This window comes from Arthrobacter sp. AOP36-F1-5, from assembly GCF_058137995.1.
Window position 1 is genome coordinate 2,705,604 of the sequence record NZ_CM176892.1, and the last position, 17,725, is coordinate 2,723,328.

At 56.1% G+C, this 17,725-nt stretch carries 14 protein-coding genes and 1 pseudogene; 10 read left to right on the top strand and 5 right to left on the bottom strand.

Annotation, left to right across the window (positions count from 1 at the left end; translation table 11 throughout):
- Positions 1 to 20: 20 nt before the first annotated feature.
- Positions 21 to 881, bottom strand: coding sequence for a glucose-1-phosphate thymidylyltransferase RfbA (gene rfbA, locus AC3ZI9_RS12320; protein WP_087000372.1), 861 nt, complete (start codon positions 879 to 881; stop codon positions 21 to 23).
- A gap of 74 nt (positions 882 to 955) precedes the next feature.
- Between rfbA and rfbB the strand changes: the two genes are divergently transcribed.
- Both rfbB and AC3ZI9_RS12330 read left to right on the top strand, forming a co-directional pair.
- Complete coding sequence (gene rfbB / locus AC3ZI9_RS12325; RefSeq protein WP_489923641.1) at positions 956 to 1,954, top strand: dTDP-glucose 4,6-dehydratase; 999 nt, start codon at positions 956 to 958, stop codon at positions 1,952 to 1,954.
- A 1-nt stretch (position 1,955) separates the two neighbouring features.
- Positions 1,956 to 3,392: a sugar nucleotide-binding protein gene (locus AC3ZI9_RS12330; RefSeq protein WP_489923642.1), complete on the top strand. Its 1,437-nt coding sequence runs from the start codon at positions 1,956 to 1,958 to the stop codon at positions 3,390 to 3,392.
- A gap of 121 nt (positions 3,393 to 3,513) precedes the next feature.
- On the opposite strand, the gene AC3ZI9_RS12335 is transcribed toward AC3ZI9_RS12330, so the two are convergent.
- From AC3ZI9_RS12335 to AC3ZI9_RS12345, 3 genes are all read right to left on the bottom strand, one after another.
- Complete coding sequence (locus AC3ZI9_RS12335) at positions 3,514 to 4,923, bottom strand: oligosaccharide flippase family protein (RefSeq protein ID WP_489923643.1); 1,410 nt, start codon at positions 4,921 to 4,923, stop codon at positions 3,514 to 3,516.
- A gap of 147 nt (positions 4,924 to 5,070) precedes the next feature.
- On the bottom strand, positions 5,071 to 6,264 hold the full coding sequence (locus AC3ZI9_RS12340) for a glycosyltransferase (RefSeq protein ID WP_489923644.1): 1,194 nt from the start codon (positions 6,262 to 6,264) through the stop codon (positions 5,071 to 5,073).
- Between the two features lie 35 nt (positions 6,265 to 6,299).
- Positions 6,300 to 7,400, bottom strand: coding sequence for a glycosyltransferase family 4 protein (locus AC3ZI9_RS12345; protein ID WP_489924042.1), 1,101 nt, complete (start codon positions 7,398 to 7,400; stop codon positions 6,300 to 6,302).
- Between the two features lie 267 nt (positions 7,401 to 7,667).
- Here AC3ZI9_RS12345 and AC3ZI9_RS12350 point away from each other — a divergent pair, with 267 nt between their 5' ends.
- Both AC3ZI9_RS12350 and AC3ZI9_RS12355 read left to right on the top strand, forming a co-directional pair.
- Positions 7,668 to 8,912 (top strand): polysaccharide pyruvyl transferase family protein, encoded by a 1,245-nt coding sequence (locus AC3ZI9_RS12350; protein WP_489923645.1) that lies wholly within the window; start codon positions 7,668 to 7,670, stop codon positions 8,910 to 8,912.
- Between the two features lie 545 nt (positions 8,913 to 9,457).
- A complete protein-coding gene (locus tag AC3ZI9_RS12355; RefSeq protein WP_489923646.1) occupies positions 9,458 to 10,183 on the top strand; it encodes a glycosyltransferase in 726 nt (241 codons plus the stop codon).
- 147 nt (positions 10,184 to 10,330) lie between these two features.
- Here AC3ZI9_RS12355 and AC3ZI9_RS12360 read toward each other — a convergent pair whose 3' ends face one another.
- Complete coding sequence (locus AC3ZI9_RS12360; RefSeq protein WP_489923647.1) at positions 10,331 to 11,209, bottom strand: O-antigen ligase family protein; 879 nt, start codon at positions 11,207 to 11,209, stop codon at positions 10,331 to 10,333.
- A gap of 117 nt (positions 11,210 to 11,326) precedes the next feature.
- Between AC3ZI9_RS12360 and AC3ZI9_RS12365 the strand changes: the two are divergent.
- From AC3ZI9_RS12365 to AC3ZI9_RS12390, 6 genes and pseudogenes are all read left to right on the top strand, one after another.
- Positions 11,327 to 11,410, top strand: a pseudogene (locus AC3ZI9_RS12365) (hypothetical protein); the annotation flags it as partial.
- Between the two features lie 425 nt (positions 11,411 to 11,835).
- On the top strand, positions 11,836 to 12,597 hold the full coding sequence (locus AC3ZI9_RS12370) for a WecB/TagA/CpsF family glycosyltransferase (RefSeq protein ID WP_489923648.1): 762 nt from the start codon (positions 11,836 to 11,838) through the stop codon (positions 12,595 to 12,597).
- 144 nt (positions 12,598 to 12,741) lie between these two features.
- Positions 12,742 to 13,776, top strand: coding sequence for a GDP-mannose 4,6-dehydratase (gmd, locus tag AC3ZI9_RS12375; RefSeq protein ID WP_489923649.1), 1,035 nt, complete (start codon positions 12,742 to 12,744; stop codon positions 13,774 to 13,776).
- Complete coding sequence (locus AC3ZI9_RS12380) at positions 13,777 to 14,748, top strand: GDP-L-fucose synthase family protein (RefSeq protein ID WP_489923650.1); 972 nt, start codon at positions 13,777 to 13,779, stop codon at positions 14,746 to 14,748.
- A gap of 174 nt (positions 14,749 to 14,922) precedes the next feature.
- The gene (locus AC3ZI9_RS12385) at positions 14,923 to 16,200 is read left to right on the top strand and encodes a UDP-glucose dehydrogenase family protein (RefSeq protein ID WP_489923651.1); all 1,278 of its coding nucleotides are present in this window, start codon (positions 14,923 to 14,925) and stop codon (positions 16,198 to 16,200) included.
- A gap of 65 nt (positions 16,201 to 16,265) precedes the next feature.
- Complete coding sequence (locus AC3ZI9_RS12390; protein ID WP_443425088.1) at positions 16,266 to 17,708, top strand: sugar transferase; 1,443 nt, start codon at positions 16,266 to 16,268, stop codon at positions 17,706 to 17,708.
- Positions 17,709 to 17,725 lie beyond the last annotated feature (17 nt).

Consider the following 17,725-nt stretch of genomic DNA (forward strand, 5'->3'; position numbering starts at 1 on the left):
CGCGGGCTCAGCGAGGCGTCTCAGTGCAGCAATTCCAGCAGGTAGGCCCCGTATCCGCTCTTGAGAAGCGGGCGGGCCAGCGCTTCGAGCTCGGCATCGGAAATGAACCCCTGCCGCCATGCGATCTCTTCCGGGGCGCTGATCTTCAGCCCCTGCCGGGCATCCACCGTGCGAATGTAGTTCGACGCATCGTTCAGCGATTCGAAGGTCCCGGTATCTAGCCACGCCGTACCGCGGGCCAGCACCGAAACCTGCAGCTGGCCCATCTCCAGGTAGCGTCGGTTGACGTCGGTGATTTCCAGTTCCCCGCGCGGCGATGGTTTCAGCCCCCGAGCGATCTCCACGACCTGGTGGTCATAAAAATACAGTCCCGGGATCGCATATTTGCTGCGCGGTTTCTCGGGTTTCTCCTCCAGCGAGACGGCCCGGCCCGTGGTATCGAATTCGACGACACCGTAGGCGGTCGGATCGGCCACCTGGTACCCGAAGATGGCAGCGCCTTCCAGGTCGGCGAGCTTCTGCAGCTGGGTGCCCATGCCGGAGCCGTAGAAGATGTTATCGCCCAAGACGAGCGCCACGTTGCCGCCGTTGATATGTTCTTCCCCGATCAGGAAGGCCTGGGCGAGGCCGTCAGGGGATTCCTGGACGGCGAAATCCAGGGTGATCCCCCATTGCGACCCGTCCCCCAGCAGCCTGCGGAATTGCTCCACGTCCTGGGGTGTGGTGATCAACAGAATGTCCTTGATGCCGGCCAACATCAGGGTCGCCAACGGGTAGTAGATCATCGGCTTGTCATAGACCGGAACGAGTTGTTTGCTGATGCCTTGGGTGATCGGGTGCAGCCGCGACCCCGTACCACCGGCCAGAATAATTCCCCTCATGGGCCTTACGCTACGTTGCCACGAGACGAATGCGGAAGAGTGCGACGCCGGTGCCACCGGGTAACCTGAATCTCATGGACAAACTTGTGGTCACCGGTGGCGCCGGTTTCATTGGTTCGAACTTCGTGCACTATCTGATGGAGAACACGGCTACGCAGATCACCGTGTTGGACAAGATGACGTATGCCGGCAACCGGGCTTCACTGCAGGGGCTGGACCCCCAACGCTTTCGGCTGGTCGAGGGCGATATCTGCGATGCGGCCCTGGTGAACCAGCTGGTGGGTGAGGCGGACGCCGTCGTGCACTATGCGGCGGAATCGCATAACGACAATTCCTTACGCGACTCGCGCCCCTTCCTGGATACGAACATCATCGGCACCTACACGCTGCTGGAGGCCGCCCGCACCCACGATGTGCGCTACCACCACATCTCCACCGACGAGGTGTATGGGGATCTGGCCCTCGATGAGCCCCAACGGTTCACCGAGCACACCCCCTATAACCCCTCCAGCCCCTACTCCTCGACCAAGGCGGGCTCGGATCTACTGGTCCGGGCGTGGGTGCGTTCCTTCGGGGTGCGGGCCACCCTGAGCAACTGTTCGAATAACTACGGCCCCTACCAGCACGTGGAGAAGTTCATTCCACGCCAGATCACCAACCTCATCGACGGGGTCCGTCCACGGCTTTATGGCAGCGGGGAGAACGTGCGCGATTGGATCCACGCCAACGATCATTCCAGCGCCGTGTGGAGAATCCTGACCGCAGGCCGGATCGGGGAAACCTACCTCATCGGTGCCGACGGGGAACGCAATAATCTCCAGGTGGTGCAGTCGCTCCTGGGCATCATGGGCCGGGATCCCGACGATTTCGACCACGTCACCGATCGTGCCGGCCACGACCTGCGCTATGCCATCGACTACACCAAACTGCGCACCGAACTGGGGTGGACCCCCGCCCACGCGGATTTCGATTCAGGTTTGGCGGACACTGTGGACTGGTACCGCAACAACGAATCCTGGTGGCGCCCCCAGAAGGCCGCCACCGAAGCCACCTATCGGGCAGCCGGGCACTGAAATGACCACGCCTCAGCCCCCGACGGCCCCACTGGTCACCGCTTCGGAGACGATTCCCGGCCTGTTGGTGGTCCGCCTGCCAGTTCACGGGGACAACCGCGGCTGGTTCAAGGAGAACTGGCAGCGGGCGAAGCTGGTCGCCCTGGGACTACCTGACTTCGGGCCCGTCCAGAACAACATTTCCTTCAACGCCACCGTGGGCACCACCCGCGGTATCCATGCCGAGCCCTGGGATAAATACGTTTCCGTCGCCACCGGCAAGATTTTTGGTGCGTGGGTGGATCTACGTGCCGGGGAATCCTTCGGGAAGGTCTTCACCCTGGAGGTGGATTCCTCCACAGCAGTCTTCGTGCCCCGCGGGGTCGGCAACGCCTTCCAGACACTCGAACCCGATACCGCCTACACCTACCTGGTCAACGACCATTGGTCGGCCGCAGCCCTCGAGAAGTACGCGTTCTTGAACCTCGCCGATGAAACGGCAGCCATCGACTGGCCGATCCCGCTAGAACAAGCCGAACTCTCCGAGAAGGACCGCAAGCATACCCGCCTGGCCGACGTCACCGCGGTCGCCCCCCTGAAGACCCTGGTCCTCGGGGCGGGAGGCCAGCTCGGGGCGGCCCTCAAGGGGCGCTTCGCCGGCCGGGAAGACGTGGACTTCGCCACCCGCACCGAACTCGACCTCACCGATGCCACAGCTCTGGCAGGCCACGACTGGTCGGCCTACTCCACGGTCATCAATGCCGGCGCCTACACCCGGGTCGACGAAGCCGAAACCGCTGCCGGAAGGGTAGAGGCCTGGGCGGCCAACGCCACCGGCGTCGCCGCCCTGGCCCGGATCTGCACCGAGCACCGCCTGACACTGGTGCACATTTCCAGCGATTACGTCTTCGACGGCACCTCCCCGAGCGCCTATCCCGAGGACGCGCCGTTCTCACCGCTCGGGGTCTATGGGCAGTCCAAGGCGGCAGGCGATCTGGCCGTGGCCACGGTCCCTCGTCACTATCTGGTGCGCACCAGCTGGGTCATCGGCGATGGAAACAACTTCGTGAAGACCATGCTTTCCCTGGCCGAGCGGGGCATCGAGCCCACGGTGGTCAACGACCAGTACGGGCGGCTGACCTTCACCGATACCATCGCCGATGGTATCGCCCACCTGCTTGACAGTGGGGCCGAGTACGGCACCTATAACCTGACCAATGGCGGGGAGGCACTCAGCTGGGCGGACATTGCAGCAGAAGTCTTTGCGGCCGCTGGGCGGGACCGCGGCGACATCACGGAAGTGAGTACCGCCGAGTACTTTGCCGGAAAGCAGGTCGCCCCCCGACCTCTGAATTCGGTTCTGGACCTGTCGATGATTCAATCGACGAACTTTACGCCGTCAGACCAACGCCTCGCCCTTCGAAAATACTTGCGCTGCCGGTTTTCCGAGGGTCGCTGAGAAGCAGACGAGGAACACTCAAGGAAACTGGAAAAAGACGGTCCAGGCCGGTGCTCCACACCTGTACTCCTTCTGTTCTGGCTTGTGGATCTGGCAGATAACGAATTAGCCAAGTCAAGGTTTAAGAACGCCGGACCGCCAATCTAGCAACTTCAGCTACGCCCTTCACCTCGCGTCTGACCGGTCTGATGAGGACTATCAGCAGTAGGCCGGCGACCGTTGCAAGTACTATCCCTAGAAGCAGGGACAACAACGGAGGAAATTCAGAAAGGTTCGAGATACTAGCCGCTCCGCCTACAGGAAGTGCAAAAAGCATGATTCCTCTGAGCGCACTAAAGAGTATAAGTTTCGCGTCAAGACCAGCCGCTCGACCAGAGACCAAAGTTGCTACGGGCCAATAGACTAGCCACGCGACAGCGTTCCCCGTGGCCACGCCGTAGACACCCCATGGAAGTCCAGCAAGGGTAAACAGTATAATTGCAGGTTGGGACCACAGGCTGAACTTGAGTGCACTTGATGTATTTCCTGACGCAATGAAGACCCACTGCGTAGACTGCCCGAGAGTTCGAAAGATCGCACCGACGGACAAAATTCTAAGTACATGTCCAGCGAGTTCCCAATCGGGTCCAAGGACTGTGAAGATCAATTTCGGCGCCAATGCAGCTACAACTGCAAAACCAGTCGCCGTAGAGTAAGTAAGTACCGCCTGTGATCGAAGTACGTACTGCGTCATCCGATCTGGAACGCCCTTCAGCCGAGAAAGGACCGGTACGGCTACCTTCTGGAGCTGGTCGACAGTAGCATTTATCGGCATTACGGCAATTTGGTGAGCTCGGTCGTAGTTTCCAAGCGCCGAAGGTGTCACAGCAAGTGCCATTATGGGCATTAATATATTTCGAGATCCATCCCTAAGCACGGTTGTTCCAAATACCCTAAGCCCAACCAAGAGCAGACCCTTGACCTCACTTTTCCAGTTCCCAGGCATCCCCGGAATCAAGCCAGCCGCTAAAACAGAGGCAGCTCCTTGGACACCGACGAAGACGACGCTCAACGAGAGTACTGCCGAAATACCGTAGCCAGAGAATGCGAGCGTTATGGCAGTCAAAGTGGCAACAATTTGCGCTAGTACATCAGAAATTGCGAGGTAAGTGAATTTGAGCCGCCTAATTAGGTGAAGGCGAAACTGCGATTGAACCCCGCTGATTAGAGGCACAACCGCGAAAACTTGCATCATAATCACTAAGTCTGGTGCACCGTAAAAATCCGCAACGCGGTGTGCAGAGACAAACATTAGTAGCCCAAGAAGAAGACCAAGAGTGGCGTTTATATAGAGCAGGGTGGAAGTCGCCCGAAGGCTAATAGTCCGCGCCTGGAGAGTCGCCATCGGCAGTCCCAAATTGATTATATTGGAGGAGAATGCCCCAATCGCCCCAACCACTGCCACCAACCCGAAGAGTGACGGCGGCAGCAAGCGTGCAAGGACAACCATTCCGAGAAGACGGATGAAAATGGAAGTGCCCTGAGCCAGCATTGTGGCTAGGCCTCCTCGAGCGCCATCTCTCGCAAGACTCATCTGCTATTCTCTTCTGGATATTTTTTAGTCACAAATACTCTTTGAGTTTCTCGGCGCAAGCTTTGGGACACTATCAGCCTTCTGATGGACATATCCGCACCTTAATCAAATGTCAGACACATCTGCAGGCGATTTCCGGCGACCTGCCAAAACCTCTTCATATACGCCTTTCAGATTCGCGCCGACCTGTGCGGGAGAGAAACTTCGAAACCAGTAATCTCGCGCTTTCATCGAAGCGACTTCCAAGCCCTGAGCAGACGTTTCCATAATATCCATTAGACGAGAACTCCAGACCTGAGGGTCGGCTGACGCTACGATATATTGGGGATCTAGTGGCCTTACGATCTCCGGAAGCCCACCAACCCCAGACACCATCGGTAGTGCCCCGGATGCAAGGGCTTCAACGGCGACTCTCCCGAATGGTTCCTCCCACTGCGAAGGAACTAGTACAACTTTCGCATCGGCCATCAGCTCAGCAGTCGCTGGCGATGAGATCTCCCCAAGGAATTCAGAATTGTCTAGGCTATCGATTGCAGCAGAAATTACGGGAGACTCAATTCCGCTCCCCGCGAAGCAAAAGCGCTGGTCGGGCATTTCTTTAGCCATCTCAACGGCGATATGAGCCCCCTTCTCCGCTGATAGTCTCCCCACGAAAACGGCATCGAACTTGCGTTCCGAAAACCTAGAAGGAGAGGCGACATCGCGGGGCTTCACCGCATTGTGGACTACGAACGAAGGAGTACCTAACGGAAGAAGTGGCAGTAGAATCTCGGACATTGCATTACTCACGAATATATAGGCATCCGGCGCATATCGCGCCTCGGCCTTAGTTTCCCAAAAGGCGTAATTGGTGGCTCCGAGAGAAGCAACGTAGCTTTGGCGATAGCAACGATGCATCACCCCTGGAACGCGTCCAAGCGACCCCAGACAATCAGTGCAGCTACTGCCGTTCCTCCGAAACGTACCCGCTATGCACCCTTTACGATAATTGCGAAGCGTCCGCACCCAAGGAATATTGGTCAGCTCTAAGGCGTGAATTGCACTCGCACCGAGCCTAGGAAAGATATTCTGAGCGTGGACGATGTCCGGTTGAAACCTGCGTATCTCTTCTTCAAGCGATCGCCTCACCGCGCTCTGCGGAAAAGTGCTCCCGACTCGTTCTACGACGCTAGCCGTAGCTAACCTTTCGTTGTCGACGCGGTGTAGATGTACATCAATTCCAAGCCCGCGGAGCGATTCAACCTCCGTAGTAACAGATTGCCGTTCGCCTCCAGATCTCAGGTAATCGTTATAGAGCATGAGAACTCTCAAGAAAAGCCCCTATTCCAAATAGATTAAAATTCCGAAGCGGCGCGCTGTTGCAAACTAGCTAGGCATGCTGCCTCGAAATTCTTGGCATTGCCTTCAACTGTGAACATGGCTAGCGCGCGCCTGCGCAACCGTTCACCGCAAAGAGACCGTTGAGAAGGATCGATGAAGTTCAATAGCTCCCGTCTTAGTGCATCGACGTCACCCGCCGTGATAACTGGCGCGATGCCTCCTGTAGCCCAAGGCATAGGCTCGATGTTTGACGTTATAACTGCCCGCCCCAACAACATGGCATCAATTAGCTTTACTGGTAGCTGTCCCCTCGCGTTCAAATTGTCCTCGCTGGGAAGCACGACTAAATCCGCCTCCGCGGTTATTTGGAGGCCCTTTTCCAAAGGAACGGGTCCAACCCAATCCTCCCAAGATTTGGCGTCGACGGGAGCACTAGCAGTGACAATAAGACGAAACCCTTTTGAGGCAAGGCCTTCAACAGCAGCACGAAGGGTGTCGATGCCTTTGTGTGCCCTTGGAGTCCCCACAAACGCAACAACTGGTTGTCGGCTTGTGTGTCTGGCCCCCAGCCCAACATCGCCTCGTACATGGGGGACCACAAGACCACCGTAGCGTTCGTTCAGAACGGGATTGCTGACCATAATTGAGCAATGCTTGCTAAGGCCTTTCAACAGACACGCTTGAACCCAAAATCGATAATTGTAAAGACGCCACGCTATCCCACGCCATATTGGGCGCCAAGATAAACGCAGCTCCAGATCAGGGTCATCTATATCTAAGACAAGCGGAAACGGCTGTATTTTTCGGGCTCTTAGCGCGATTCCTAGAGAGTTTGGTAGCGGTTTCACGGCAATAACGACGTCAAAGTTACGTGCCTCGTCGGCTAACAGCTCGGCGCGCGCGCGCCGTGTCTTTAGGTTTGCCACTGTGCAGTCAGCCGCAAACTCCGTATTCTCCAAGGGACCCCAAACGCTATTTCCCTTAAATGAAAGAACTCGAACACGATATCCAAGTGACCTAGCTAGTAACCACAATGCAAACGTTCGCCCCGTGGAGTTATCAGTAATATCTGGCGTTAGTAAAAGAACGGAATTTATATATCCGGAATCGCGCATTTTGTGATTAACCAAGCCTTGAAATTATCGCCTAAAAGGAACGCCGAACTCTTACGAACGCGTGATTCAACTGCCAAAAGGCTATCGTAGTATGTAGCTCAAGAGCAGCGCGTTCAACCCAGATTCAGCAGGCAAATACGAGCATCGTGGAGTTTCAAACTTCGGAAACTGATGCATCTACCTACGCTGCTCACCATAAAAACAATTAACGGAGCCATCAGCCCTCTTGGGCGGTGCGAGCTCGGGTTCAATGGACGGAGACCACCTATGGGCGGCACCACTCTTCTTATCGGGGCATACGAACGTGAGAATTTTGGCGACTTACTATTTTTGAGTCAAACAGAATCATACTTGAAGTCGACAGCGACCTTGGCGACAGCACCATTCCCCGGTGCAATGAAAGAGTTTATCGATAAAGACATAATCCAATACGGGAGGGCTATCGAGAGCAATCGTCCCAGAGCCGTTTGGTGCGCTGGCGGAGAAGTCGGCGGCACTTCATTGAAGCAGGCATTCAAAATGTCAGCAGTCGACCATGACGTTGACAGAACAGCGAAATTAAGTTTGAGCGATTTCCATCAGTTTCTACGCAGCAATACAGGACTATCGGAATTCAGTTCCCCGTATCTGCCGCGCATGTCGGCCCACCGGCACACGCATGAAAGCGTCATGATCATTAATTCGGCCGGCCTGTCGGGCCTGCGACGCCTTATTGGAAGTCGCCGAAGTGAGGCTTGGGGGGCTGTTCGGGAAGCGCGTTTCATATCTGTACGAGATCAAGATTCAAGCAACCTACTTAGGCGTCATAGAGTTCCCCATGCCCTGGCTCCCGACCTAGTTCATACACTCGGGCTCGATGAATCGTTCAGAAATGCCGCGGAGCCGGATCTTGCCCTCGTGCAGGTCAAAGCTGCGGTTTTGGAACGCGTAGGAACCGAAACGCTGGCTAAAGCCTTGGTCGAGAGTCCTGCGTTGAAACCTTTCAGGATCAGACTATTCTCAGCAGGATCCGCGAGGGGCCACGACGACTCACGTTTATACGAACAAGTCGAATGTCGAGTCAGGGCAATGGAGCCCAGGCGGGACATCAGCATCTCTCAGACGACACGTCCGCTAGATAAGGCACGCGAGATCGCCAATAGTGGATTGTGGATCGGAACGTCTCTTCATGGGCTAATCATCTCCTCAACTTTCGGAATTCCGCGTATTGGCCTTCACCTTGAGAAGCTCATCCGCTACGCAAAGACGTGGAACGACGACATGCCGGTCGGAGCCGAAATCTCCGAGATCAATGCTGCTGTCGAAAGGGCATTGCATGTCGCAACGAGAACAGAGCAATCCTCCGCTGGCCTCAGACTGGCTCAGCTTGCAGATGACAATATCAAAGCTGCCATCAAGAGCTTAGAAAGTGCCCCACTATCGGACCTTCACCGAGACCAGCGAAACGCGGTCCATGACAGGCGAAGGAGTTCTGTATCCATTTTTCTGGATTTTATCGAGAATCGCAGGTGATAGGCCACCCTAGAATTCAAACTGGTCATGAACTGCTGATGCTAGGAGTACCTTCTGAGGTTATGCGCCACCATATTCTTTTAGAAATAGAAAGTCACTAAGGAGAGAAGAAAATGGTGGCAGCCAAACATTCCGTCGTCTACTTATCCGCGTACGCGTGCGACCCAGACGAGGGGAGCGAGTCTGGAGCAGGATGGGCGGCACTAATTAGTGCCGAAGCGAATGCAAAATGTGTAATCTTATTCACCCGTGAGGGAAATGCCCCAAACTTGGAGACAAAAATCGCGGAGTTGAATCTGAATGTAGAGACTGTGCGTATTCCGACATCGTACGACTCTCGAGACTCTACCTACCGTCGCTATATCCAGTGGCTATGGCGGGCCTCGAAGATAGTGAAAACACGGACGACTACTCCGGGGGTATTCCAGCACGCCACATTCGCTTCGGATTGGATGCCAATTCCAATATTCGCTGGCTTCGGCTCTCCACAACGCGTGGTATGGGGCCCAGCAGGCGGGTCTACTTATCCGCCCTTTAGAATATCCATGAAGATCGGCCTTGGTTTCGCACTAAAAGAAGTTTTTAGGCATTTTCTGACAGCGTCAGTGCGTAGATCCACGCATCGTCTTCTTGCTTCCAAATTGAACGCATTCATCGCATTGAACGCAGATGCGGTTAGGCACGCCCCAAAGAACATACCAGTACTGACGCAGCCAAACTGTGTGATGGACTACGATCGCCTACCTAGCCGCGATATGAATGCCACACGAAAGGTGGTCTTCGTAGGGAGGCTTATCGAGCTCAAGGGAATTCGGCTAATCTTCCAAGCATTCGAGCATCTGCCCAACGATTGGAGTCTTACAATCGTTGGAGACGGCCCACTTCGAGTTCATGCGAAAGATCAAGCACGCACAAGCGACGGAAGGATTACGGTAACTGGACAATTGACCAGGGAAGGTACGCTAAATGAGATTGCCGCCGCATCGGTCATGATTTTTCCCAGTCTTCATGACTCGGTTGGATGGGCTGCGGCAGAGGCTTCAGGAATGGGGGTTCCGGTCGTTTGCCTCGATTTAGGCGGCCCACAGTTGGTGGCTGGGCCCAACGCAAAGGTTGTTGCCGCTAGCCCCGGGCGGTCTCTTGCTAGGCGACTCTCACAAGCGGTTGCAAGCGCTGACTACTGGGTCGGTGAGCCGTTCAGGAACTGGACCAAGATGCGTATGGATTTCACTTTTTCCGAAGCATACGGTCCCCCTCGCCCCAGCCAATAAATTCTTCCCGCTCGTCGAAATCATGTCGTCCTCCAAAGCGACTTTCTTGATTCGCCCTGGTCGGGTTGGTTGGGGCCCTATCAGGACTGCTAACGGGAACCAACCAGCACTTCCGAAGCGCGGTTAAAATATTCTGTCACGCGTGAACTAGAACTTGCTCATGCTGTCCGACGATTTTCGCTTACCCTGAGTTTGTCGGCCATCCGGCGCGGTCAAGCATGCCAGAGCCAGGACAAAAGCGAGGTAACCGAATGGAGACTCGAGGATAACGCCAGCTGAGGCTGAAACCAGAATCCCAAAAGCCAAGCCAAGCCCAAGCGGTTTCAACTTCTCGGCCGGTTCCCGACGTAGCTTCACCACTTGGGCGAATATGAGAATAAGTGCGCCAATTACAAGACTTAAGCCCACAACACCGGTCAGGGCCACCCAAGTGACCGCCACGTTGTGTGCGGCTCTGACTGTGGGATCTCCAGACAGATAACGAAGAGCACCACTCGCTGCTACCGGGTTAGAACCGAATCCATAACCAAACCAAAGGGTCTTCCAAGAGTCTAAAACGTAGTGAATAACCAACGCCCAAGCATCCAGACGTGCTTGCCAAGTATTCTGACCACTCTGGTACTGTGCACTCTGATTTGGAACAAGCCGAATAAATCCGGCAGCCCACCGAGGCGGATTGCTCAGTAAAAATACCCCTGCAACCATTGCCGGTGCTGAGGCAACTAGGAGCAATCCGAGGCGATGCATCCGGCGCCTTGTACCGAGACCAGATTTTCGAGTTAGCAGTGTCACTAGATATACCGCGAGCGCCGCGAATAGCCCAGCACGGCTTCCACCTAAGAGAATCGAGAGCATCGCCAAGCCCATCAAGGGGACCCTGACCGTGAAGTGGAGCCGTTCGTCTATATGCAGCGCAGCAAGGGCAATGCCAGACACTAGAAGATCGAAATCCCCGCGCGTGCTAAACGCGGGAACACCAGCAAAAGGAACTGCAATTTCCGGCAAAACTCCCATCGCAGCTGGCAAGTACCAAATTAGGTGAACTATAGCTGCGTTCCGAATCCAGCGAAAAGTACTTCCACGCCCCAAAATACGAACAGCGTGATAAAACCCGGGTAGCAGGCTTAGGTACACAAACGGTGCAGCGTCGCGGAACGTGTATATGGAAAATTCTGGCGCACCCAAGATCCCGACTGCCAACACCATGAGCATGAGGAGTGCGCTTAGTGTCAAGAGTGGAGGAGTTCTGATTCGCATCGTGCTTGTGCCGGCCAAATACGACAAAACCAGTAGCGCGAATCCAGACATGATCAGCAGGTCGGCAGCGTACAGCGGCGTACCCGGTACACCCAAATAGCTCCCCCACCGTCCAAAGGCGACACCTACTAGACAACCTAGGACTATGATTTTCGAAGCCGCAATTTCTGACCACGACCTCAGCATGAGAGTTTTAACAATCTATCCTCTCAGGAACAGCGTTTAAGTGCGACCAAGAGTAAGTATACTTAAACGGTGCAAATCTTAGCGATGGCTTGTTGCGCCTTCATCCTCGACGCTGTTTCCAAACTCTGTACAGCTGCAGGCCAAGCACTTCAATACCCGACTGATACGGACAAGTTTTGATCCACACGAGCGAGCCGCCTAGATTGAACGTGGGCGGAGTGAAATTTCATGCTGTTCGCAGTTACAAAGAAGCGATACAAACAGTCTTCGACGCTACGAACACATCGAAGAATGGTCTTTCTGTACGCTTTTCAAATGCCTACTGTGTCGCATTAGCCTCCAAAGATCTTGGATACCGCGATGTCCTGAACGGCCCTGGACTAACTTATCCAGACGGTGCACCGGTAGCTCTTCTCATGAAGCTCCTGAAGAGCGGCCGCCACAGATCAAATCGTGTTCGGGGACCATCATTTTTCGAAACAATGCTGGATTCTTGCTGCGATAAGACTTCGATCCACGCATTCGTTGGGACGACCGATACGACGCTGGCGAAACTATCGACGAAGATTGCTTCTCGTTACCCTTCAATTGTGAACGGCGGCACATACTCACCACCGTTCACCTCTGACCTGGACACTCTGGTAGATGGCATAGCTGCTTGGCTACCCAAAAGAGTCGACTATGTGTGGCTCGGACTGGGTAGTCCCAAACAGGACCTAGTCGGAGTGCGCCTTGCACAGATCACAGGAAGTACAGTTCTTGGCGTCGGAGCGGCTTTCGACTTCATGGCAGGAACTTCACGCGAGGCGCCGCCGTGGATTCAACACGCTGGCGCCGAATGGATCTATAGATTTCTGTCCGAACCACGCAGGCTGTGGCGTCGATACATATTCGGCAATACACGATTCATATTGCTCGTCCTTGCTCAATTCTTTACGAAGATCAGTTCCGGCAAAAAACGTATCGTCTAAACGCCGGACCGCATAACCTCTAGGAAATCGCAGTGCCCCTCCTAAGAGGATTCGAAACGATGAAAACAAGTCTGGCGAGATCAACTAGCATCTCCATTGACAGCCAATCTTAATGCAATCCGAAAATGAACTGGTGGGGGTATATTGATCAAGCGAGCATTGATAACGGGGATTACGGGACAAGACGGTTCCTACCTTGCTGAATTGCTTCTAGGAAAAGGGTACGAAGTTCACGGACTAATCCGGCGAGCTTCAACCTTCAACACGGCGCGCATCGATCATCTCTACGTTGATCCCCATCAGCCCGACGCCAAGATGTTCCTACATTACGGCGATCTCTCGGATGGGGTCCGACTCGCGACGCTTCTGGCGCAGATCAATCCGGACGAGGTTTACAACCTCGCTGCGCAATCCCATGTTCGTGTTTCCTTCGACGAACCGGAACACACCGGGGACACCACAGCTATCGGAACTATTCGCCTCCTTGAAGCCATGCGCATGGCCAATGTTGATGCTCGCTTTTACCAGGCTTCGTCCTCGGAAATGTTTGGCGCTACTCCTCCACCACAGAACGAAGAAACGCCCTTCTACCCGCGTTCGCCGTATGGTGCGGCAAAGGTCTACAGCTACTGGGTCACCAAGAACTACCGCGAGGCCTACGGCATGTACGCGGTTAACGGGATTCTCTTTAACCATGAATCTCCCCGACGCGGCGAGACTTTCGTGACACGAAAGATCACGCGTGCCGTAGCCGCAATCAAGGCGGGCACTCAGCACGAGCTCTACATGGGCAATCTCGACGCAGTTCGGGACTGGGGATATGCTGCTGAATTTGTCGAAGGCATGTGGCGCATGCTGCAGGCTGACGAGCCGGACGACTTCGTGCTGGCGACGAACGCAGGCTACACCGTCCAAGATTTTCTGCAATTGTCCTTCGAACATGCAGGTCTCAATTGGAAGGACTATGTGAAGTTTGACGAGCGCTACCTTCGTCCTACGGAGGTCGATGCCCTGGTCGGCGACTATTCGAAGGCCGAAGAGAAGCTCGGCTGGGTGCCGACCGTGAAAACACCCGAACTTGCCCGGATTATGGTGGATGCGGACATCGAAGCGCAGAAGAATGCCGGCACTCCCTGGATCGACAACGTGGCGCTCAAGAGCTGGATGGTTTCTGCCTAGATGCCGGACGTCCACTACACCGCACGGCCCCTCGAACGCGATGCAAGAATCTACGTCGCCGGACATCGAGGTCTCGTCGGGTCTGCGATCAAACGTAAGCTCGAGGCCGAGGGATTCACCAACATCATCAGCCGGACGTCGGCCGATCTTGATCTCAAGAATCGCGATGCCGTATTCGACTTCTTCGCGAAAGAGAAGCCACGCCACGTTGTGCTGGCAGCTGCCAAGGTAGGCGGCATCTTGGCCAACGACAACCACCCCGCGGACTTCCTCAGTGAGAACATGCAGATCCAGGTCAACACCATGGACGCTGCCCTTGCATACGACGTTGACCGCCTACTTTTTCTGGGTTCGTCCTGCATCTATCCAAAAATGGCGCCCCAGCCGCTCAAAGAAGAATACCTGCTCACCGGGCACCTAGAGCCAACCAACGACGCCTACGCGATCGCCAAGATTGCTGGCATTCTCCACGTGCAGGCTGTGCGACGCCAGCACGGCAAGCCATGGATCTCCGCCATGCCCACCAACCTCTATGGCCCGGGGGATAACTTCTCCCCCGCGGGGTCGCATGTCCTACCGGCACTCATCCGCCGGTACGACGAGGCGGTTACCTCTGGACTTGAATCCGTGACGAACTGGGGAACCGGTTCCCCACTTCGCGAGTTCCTCCATGTCGACGACATGGCATCGGCGTGTCTGTTTCTTCTCGAAAACTACGATGGGGGCCAACAAGTCAATGTTGGCGTCGGAACCGACGTCACCATCAAGGAACTCGCGGAGACAGTAGCCAAGGCAGTCGGTTACGCCGGCGCCATGGAATGGGACACCAGTAAACCTGATGGAACGCCGCGGAAACTGATGGACGTCAGCAAGCTCTCGAAAGCAGGGTGGAAAGCGTCCATACCCCTCGAGCAGGGGATTCAGGATACTGTCGATTGGTTCCGGGACCATCAGGATTCCTTCCGCGGTTGACGCCGACGCGTGGGAATTCGAACGTCCGGGTGTGTACTTAAAATCGACATCTCGACATTGAACCGTTCCCTGATTGGACTAGGCAATGACAAAGCAACAAGGGGGTAGAGAACCGTGGCACTTCACATAGCGGTGATCGGTACTGGTTACCTCGGGGCGACTCATGCAGCGTGTATGGCAGAGCTCGGTTTCGAAGTTCTCGGACTTGATGTCGACCAGGAGAAGGTCGACAGTCTTTCTCGTGGCGAGCTACCATTCCACGAGCCTGGCCTGCCCGAGCTTTTGCTCAAGCACATCGACTCCGGACGTCTGCGCTTCACCACATCCTACGAGGAAGTCGGCGCATGGGCAGATGTCCACTTCATCGGTGTGGGTACACCGCAGTTGCCGGGCGAATACGCTGCGGACGTGGCTTTCGTGGACGCGGCAACCGTGTCGCTCGCGAAGAACATCACCAAGGATGCGCTGATCGTCGGCAAGTCCACAATCCCCGTGGGAACAACGCGTCGGCTCCTGGGCCTCATCGCTGAGCACCAGCGCGAAGACGTCCGGATCGATCTCGCATGGAACCCAGAGTTCCTGCGCGAAGGATTCGCCGTCAAGGACACGATCACACCGGATCGATTGGTTGTGGGCGTAGACAGCGTGCGTGCAGAAGAGACACTCCGCGAGGTCTACGCTTCCGCGTTGGCTCTCGACACCCCCTTCATCAGCACGGACTTCGAGACCGCCGAACTCGTGAAGGTTGCGGCGAACGCCTTCTTGGCAACCAAGATCTCGTTTATCAACGCCTTTTCGGAAGTCACCGAGGCCGTCGGCGGGGACATCCGTACGCTGGCCGACGCCATCGGTCACGACTCCCGCATCGGCCGCAAGTTTCTCAATGCCGGCCTCGGTTTCGGAGGTGGCTGCCTCCCCAAGGACATTCGCGCACTACAGGCGAGAGTAAGCGAACTCGGCCTCGACCGGACCATGCGCTTCCTCACTGAAGTCGATGAAATCAATCTTCGGCGTCGTGAGCGGGTCGTGTACCTCGCTACCGAGATCCTTGGTGAACTTGCAGGCAAGAAGATCGCCGTATTGGGCGTGACGTTCAAACCCGACAGTGATGACGTGAGGGACTCTCCCGCTCTGGACATTGCAGCGAGGCTGTATGGATCAGGAGCCGACGTCACCGTCTATGACCCCGAAGGCAATGCGAATGCTGCCAAACGCTTTCCGCGCCTGCACTACGTCGATGACACGTCCACTGCCGTCGCCGAGGCGGACCTGGTGATGCTCCTGACGGAGTGGCCTGAGTTCAAGGCCTTGGAGCCCGCGTCACTTGAGAGCTTCGTCAATGAAAAGCGGATCATCGACGCGCGAAATGTCCTCGATGCCACTTCGTGGGAAAAAGCCGATTGGCACTTCACCGCCCTTGGCCAGTACTTCGAGCCCACGGCGCCCCGCTAACGCAAGAACGAATACCCAAAGTTGGACTGCTCAGCGGCCAACGAAACGATTCCGGGGGGAATATCTTGAAAAACCCGCACGACGATTGGCATTCGTCGATTCCCAGGCTTTGGGGGATCGTGGATCTGTTGTGCATCTCTGTTGCCGTCGTCGTTGCCCAGCTCGCACGTTTCGGCGCATCAAGCGACCCCGAACTAGCTGGCGCGGTCCCGACCAACTACTGGCTGGTCACTGTCCTCATCGGTTTACTCTGGTGGGCAGCCCTTGCCGGGTGGCAGTCTCGGGACGTCAAGATCCTGGGCGCCGGAGCCGAGGAATATAAGCGAGTCGCCGTCGCATCCCTTTATCTCTTCGGCGCCATCGCGATCGTCTCCTACGCAGGCGAGATCCCCACGGCCCGTGGCTATGTTGGCGTGGCCCTGCCTTTGGGGATCTTCCTGCTTCTAGCGAGTCGTTGGTTCATGCGGAAATGGCTCATTCGGCGCCGCGCCGCAGGACGGTTCACCCGCAAACTTCTGCTGATCGGCGCTCCTTCCGCGGTTGAGCATCTGCACGAAAATCTGTCCAGAGATTTCGGCGCGGGATACACACCAGTGGCCGCCATCCTCCCCGGCCATTCGCTGCACTCCCCCACGGGTCAGGAACTCCAACTTCCGGTGGTCAGCGTGAGCTCAGAGCTCCCGGCGGTGCTGGAGGCCATCGAAGCGACCAACGTCGACGCGATCGCCATATCAGCCGGATCCCACCTCAAGCCCCGGGTCATCCAACAGCTCGGTTGGGAACTTCAGGACCGCGGTGTCAGCATGATCATGGCGCCGGCCCTGACCGGCGTCGCCGGACCGCGAATCCACACCCAGCCAGTGGCTGGCCTACCACTCATCCACGTCACCACGCCAAAGCTCAACGGTGCCAGTTCGTTGGTCAAGCGCACCTTCGACATCGCCGGCTCGGGTTTGGCCCTGCTGGCGATTTCTCCGATTCTTCTGGTGACCGCCCTCCTGGTTCGGGCCGGCAGCCCTGGCCCCGCCTTCTTCCAGCAGGAGAGGGTCGGGAAGCACGGAGAGACATTCAGGATGCATAAGTTCCGTTCCATGGTTGTCGATGCCGAAGAACGCCTTGCCGCGCTGCAGGAGGCCACCGAGGGAAACGGTACGCTTTTCAAGATGAAGGCAGATCCTCGTATCACCCGCCTGGGTGCTTTCATCCGCAGATACAGTATCGACGAGCTCCCACAGCTGTGGAACGTATTTATGGGGGATATGAGCATGGTTGGTCCACGGCCACCACTGGTCTCGGAAGTCGAAACCTACGAAAAGTATGTGCTACGTCGTTTGATGGTCAAGCCCGGCATCACCGGGCTCTGGCAGGTTAGCGGACGATCGGATTTGTCGTGGAATGACAGTGTCCGGCTGGATCTTTATTATGTGGAGAACTGGTCGCTCATGAGCGATCTGATCATTCTCTTCCGCACGGCCAAGGCAGTTCTGGGCAAGGACGGCGCCTACTAACGCTCGACGCGGCCCGC

Excerpts from the sequence above, each read along its gene's own strand:
- rfbA (WP_087000372.1), bottom strand. The coding sequence starts at position 881 with ATGAGGGGAATTATTCTGGCCGGTGGTACGGGGTCGCGGCTGCACCCG.
- rfbB (WP_489923641.1), top strand. The coding sequence starts at position 956 with ATGGACAAACTTGTGGTCACCGGTGGCGCCGGTTTCATTGGTTCGAAC.
- AC3ZI9_RS12355 (WP_489923646.1), top strand. The coding sequence starts at position 9,458 with ATGAAGATCGGCCTTGGTTTCGCACTAAAAGAAGTTTTTAGGCATTTT.
- AC3ZI9_RS12345 (WP_489924042.1), bottom strand. The coding sequence starts at position 7,400 with ATGCGCGATTCCGGATATATAAATTCCGTTCTTTTACTAACGCCAGAT.
- AC3ZI9_RS12335 (WP_489923643.1), bottom strand. The coding sequence starts at position 4,923 with ATGCTGGCTCAGGGCACTTCCATTTTCATCCGTCTTCTCGGAATGGTT.
- AC3ZI9_RS12380 (WP_489923650.1), top strand. The coding sequence starts at position 13,777 with ATGCCGGACGTCCACTACACCGCACGGCCCCTCGAACGCGATGCAAGA.
- AC3ZI9_RS12350 (WP_489923645.1), top strand. The coding sequence starts at position 7,668 with ATGGGCGGCACCACTCTTCTTATCGGGGCATACGAACGTGAGAATTTT.
- AC3ZI9_RS12385 (WP_489923651.1), top strand. The coding sequence starts at position 14,923 with ATGGCAGAGCTCGGTTTCGAAGTTCTCGGACTTGATGTCGACCAGGAG.
- AC3ZI9_RS12340 (WP_489923644.1), bottom strand. The coding sequence starts at position 6,264 with ATGCTCTATAACGATTACCTGAGATCTGGAGGCGAACGGCAATCTGTT.
- AC3ZI9_RS12330 (WP_489923642.1), top strand. The coding sequence starts at position 1,956 with ATGACCACGCCTCAGCCCCCGACGGCCCCACTGGTCACCGCTTCGGAG.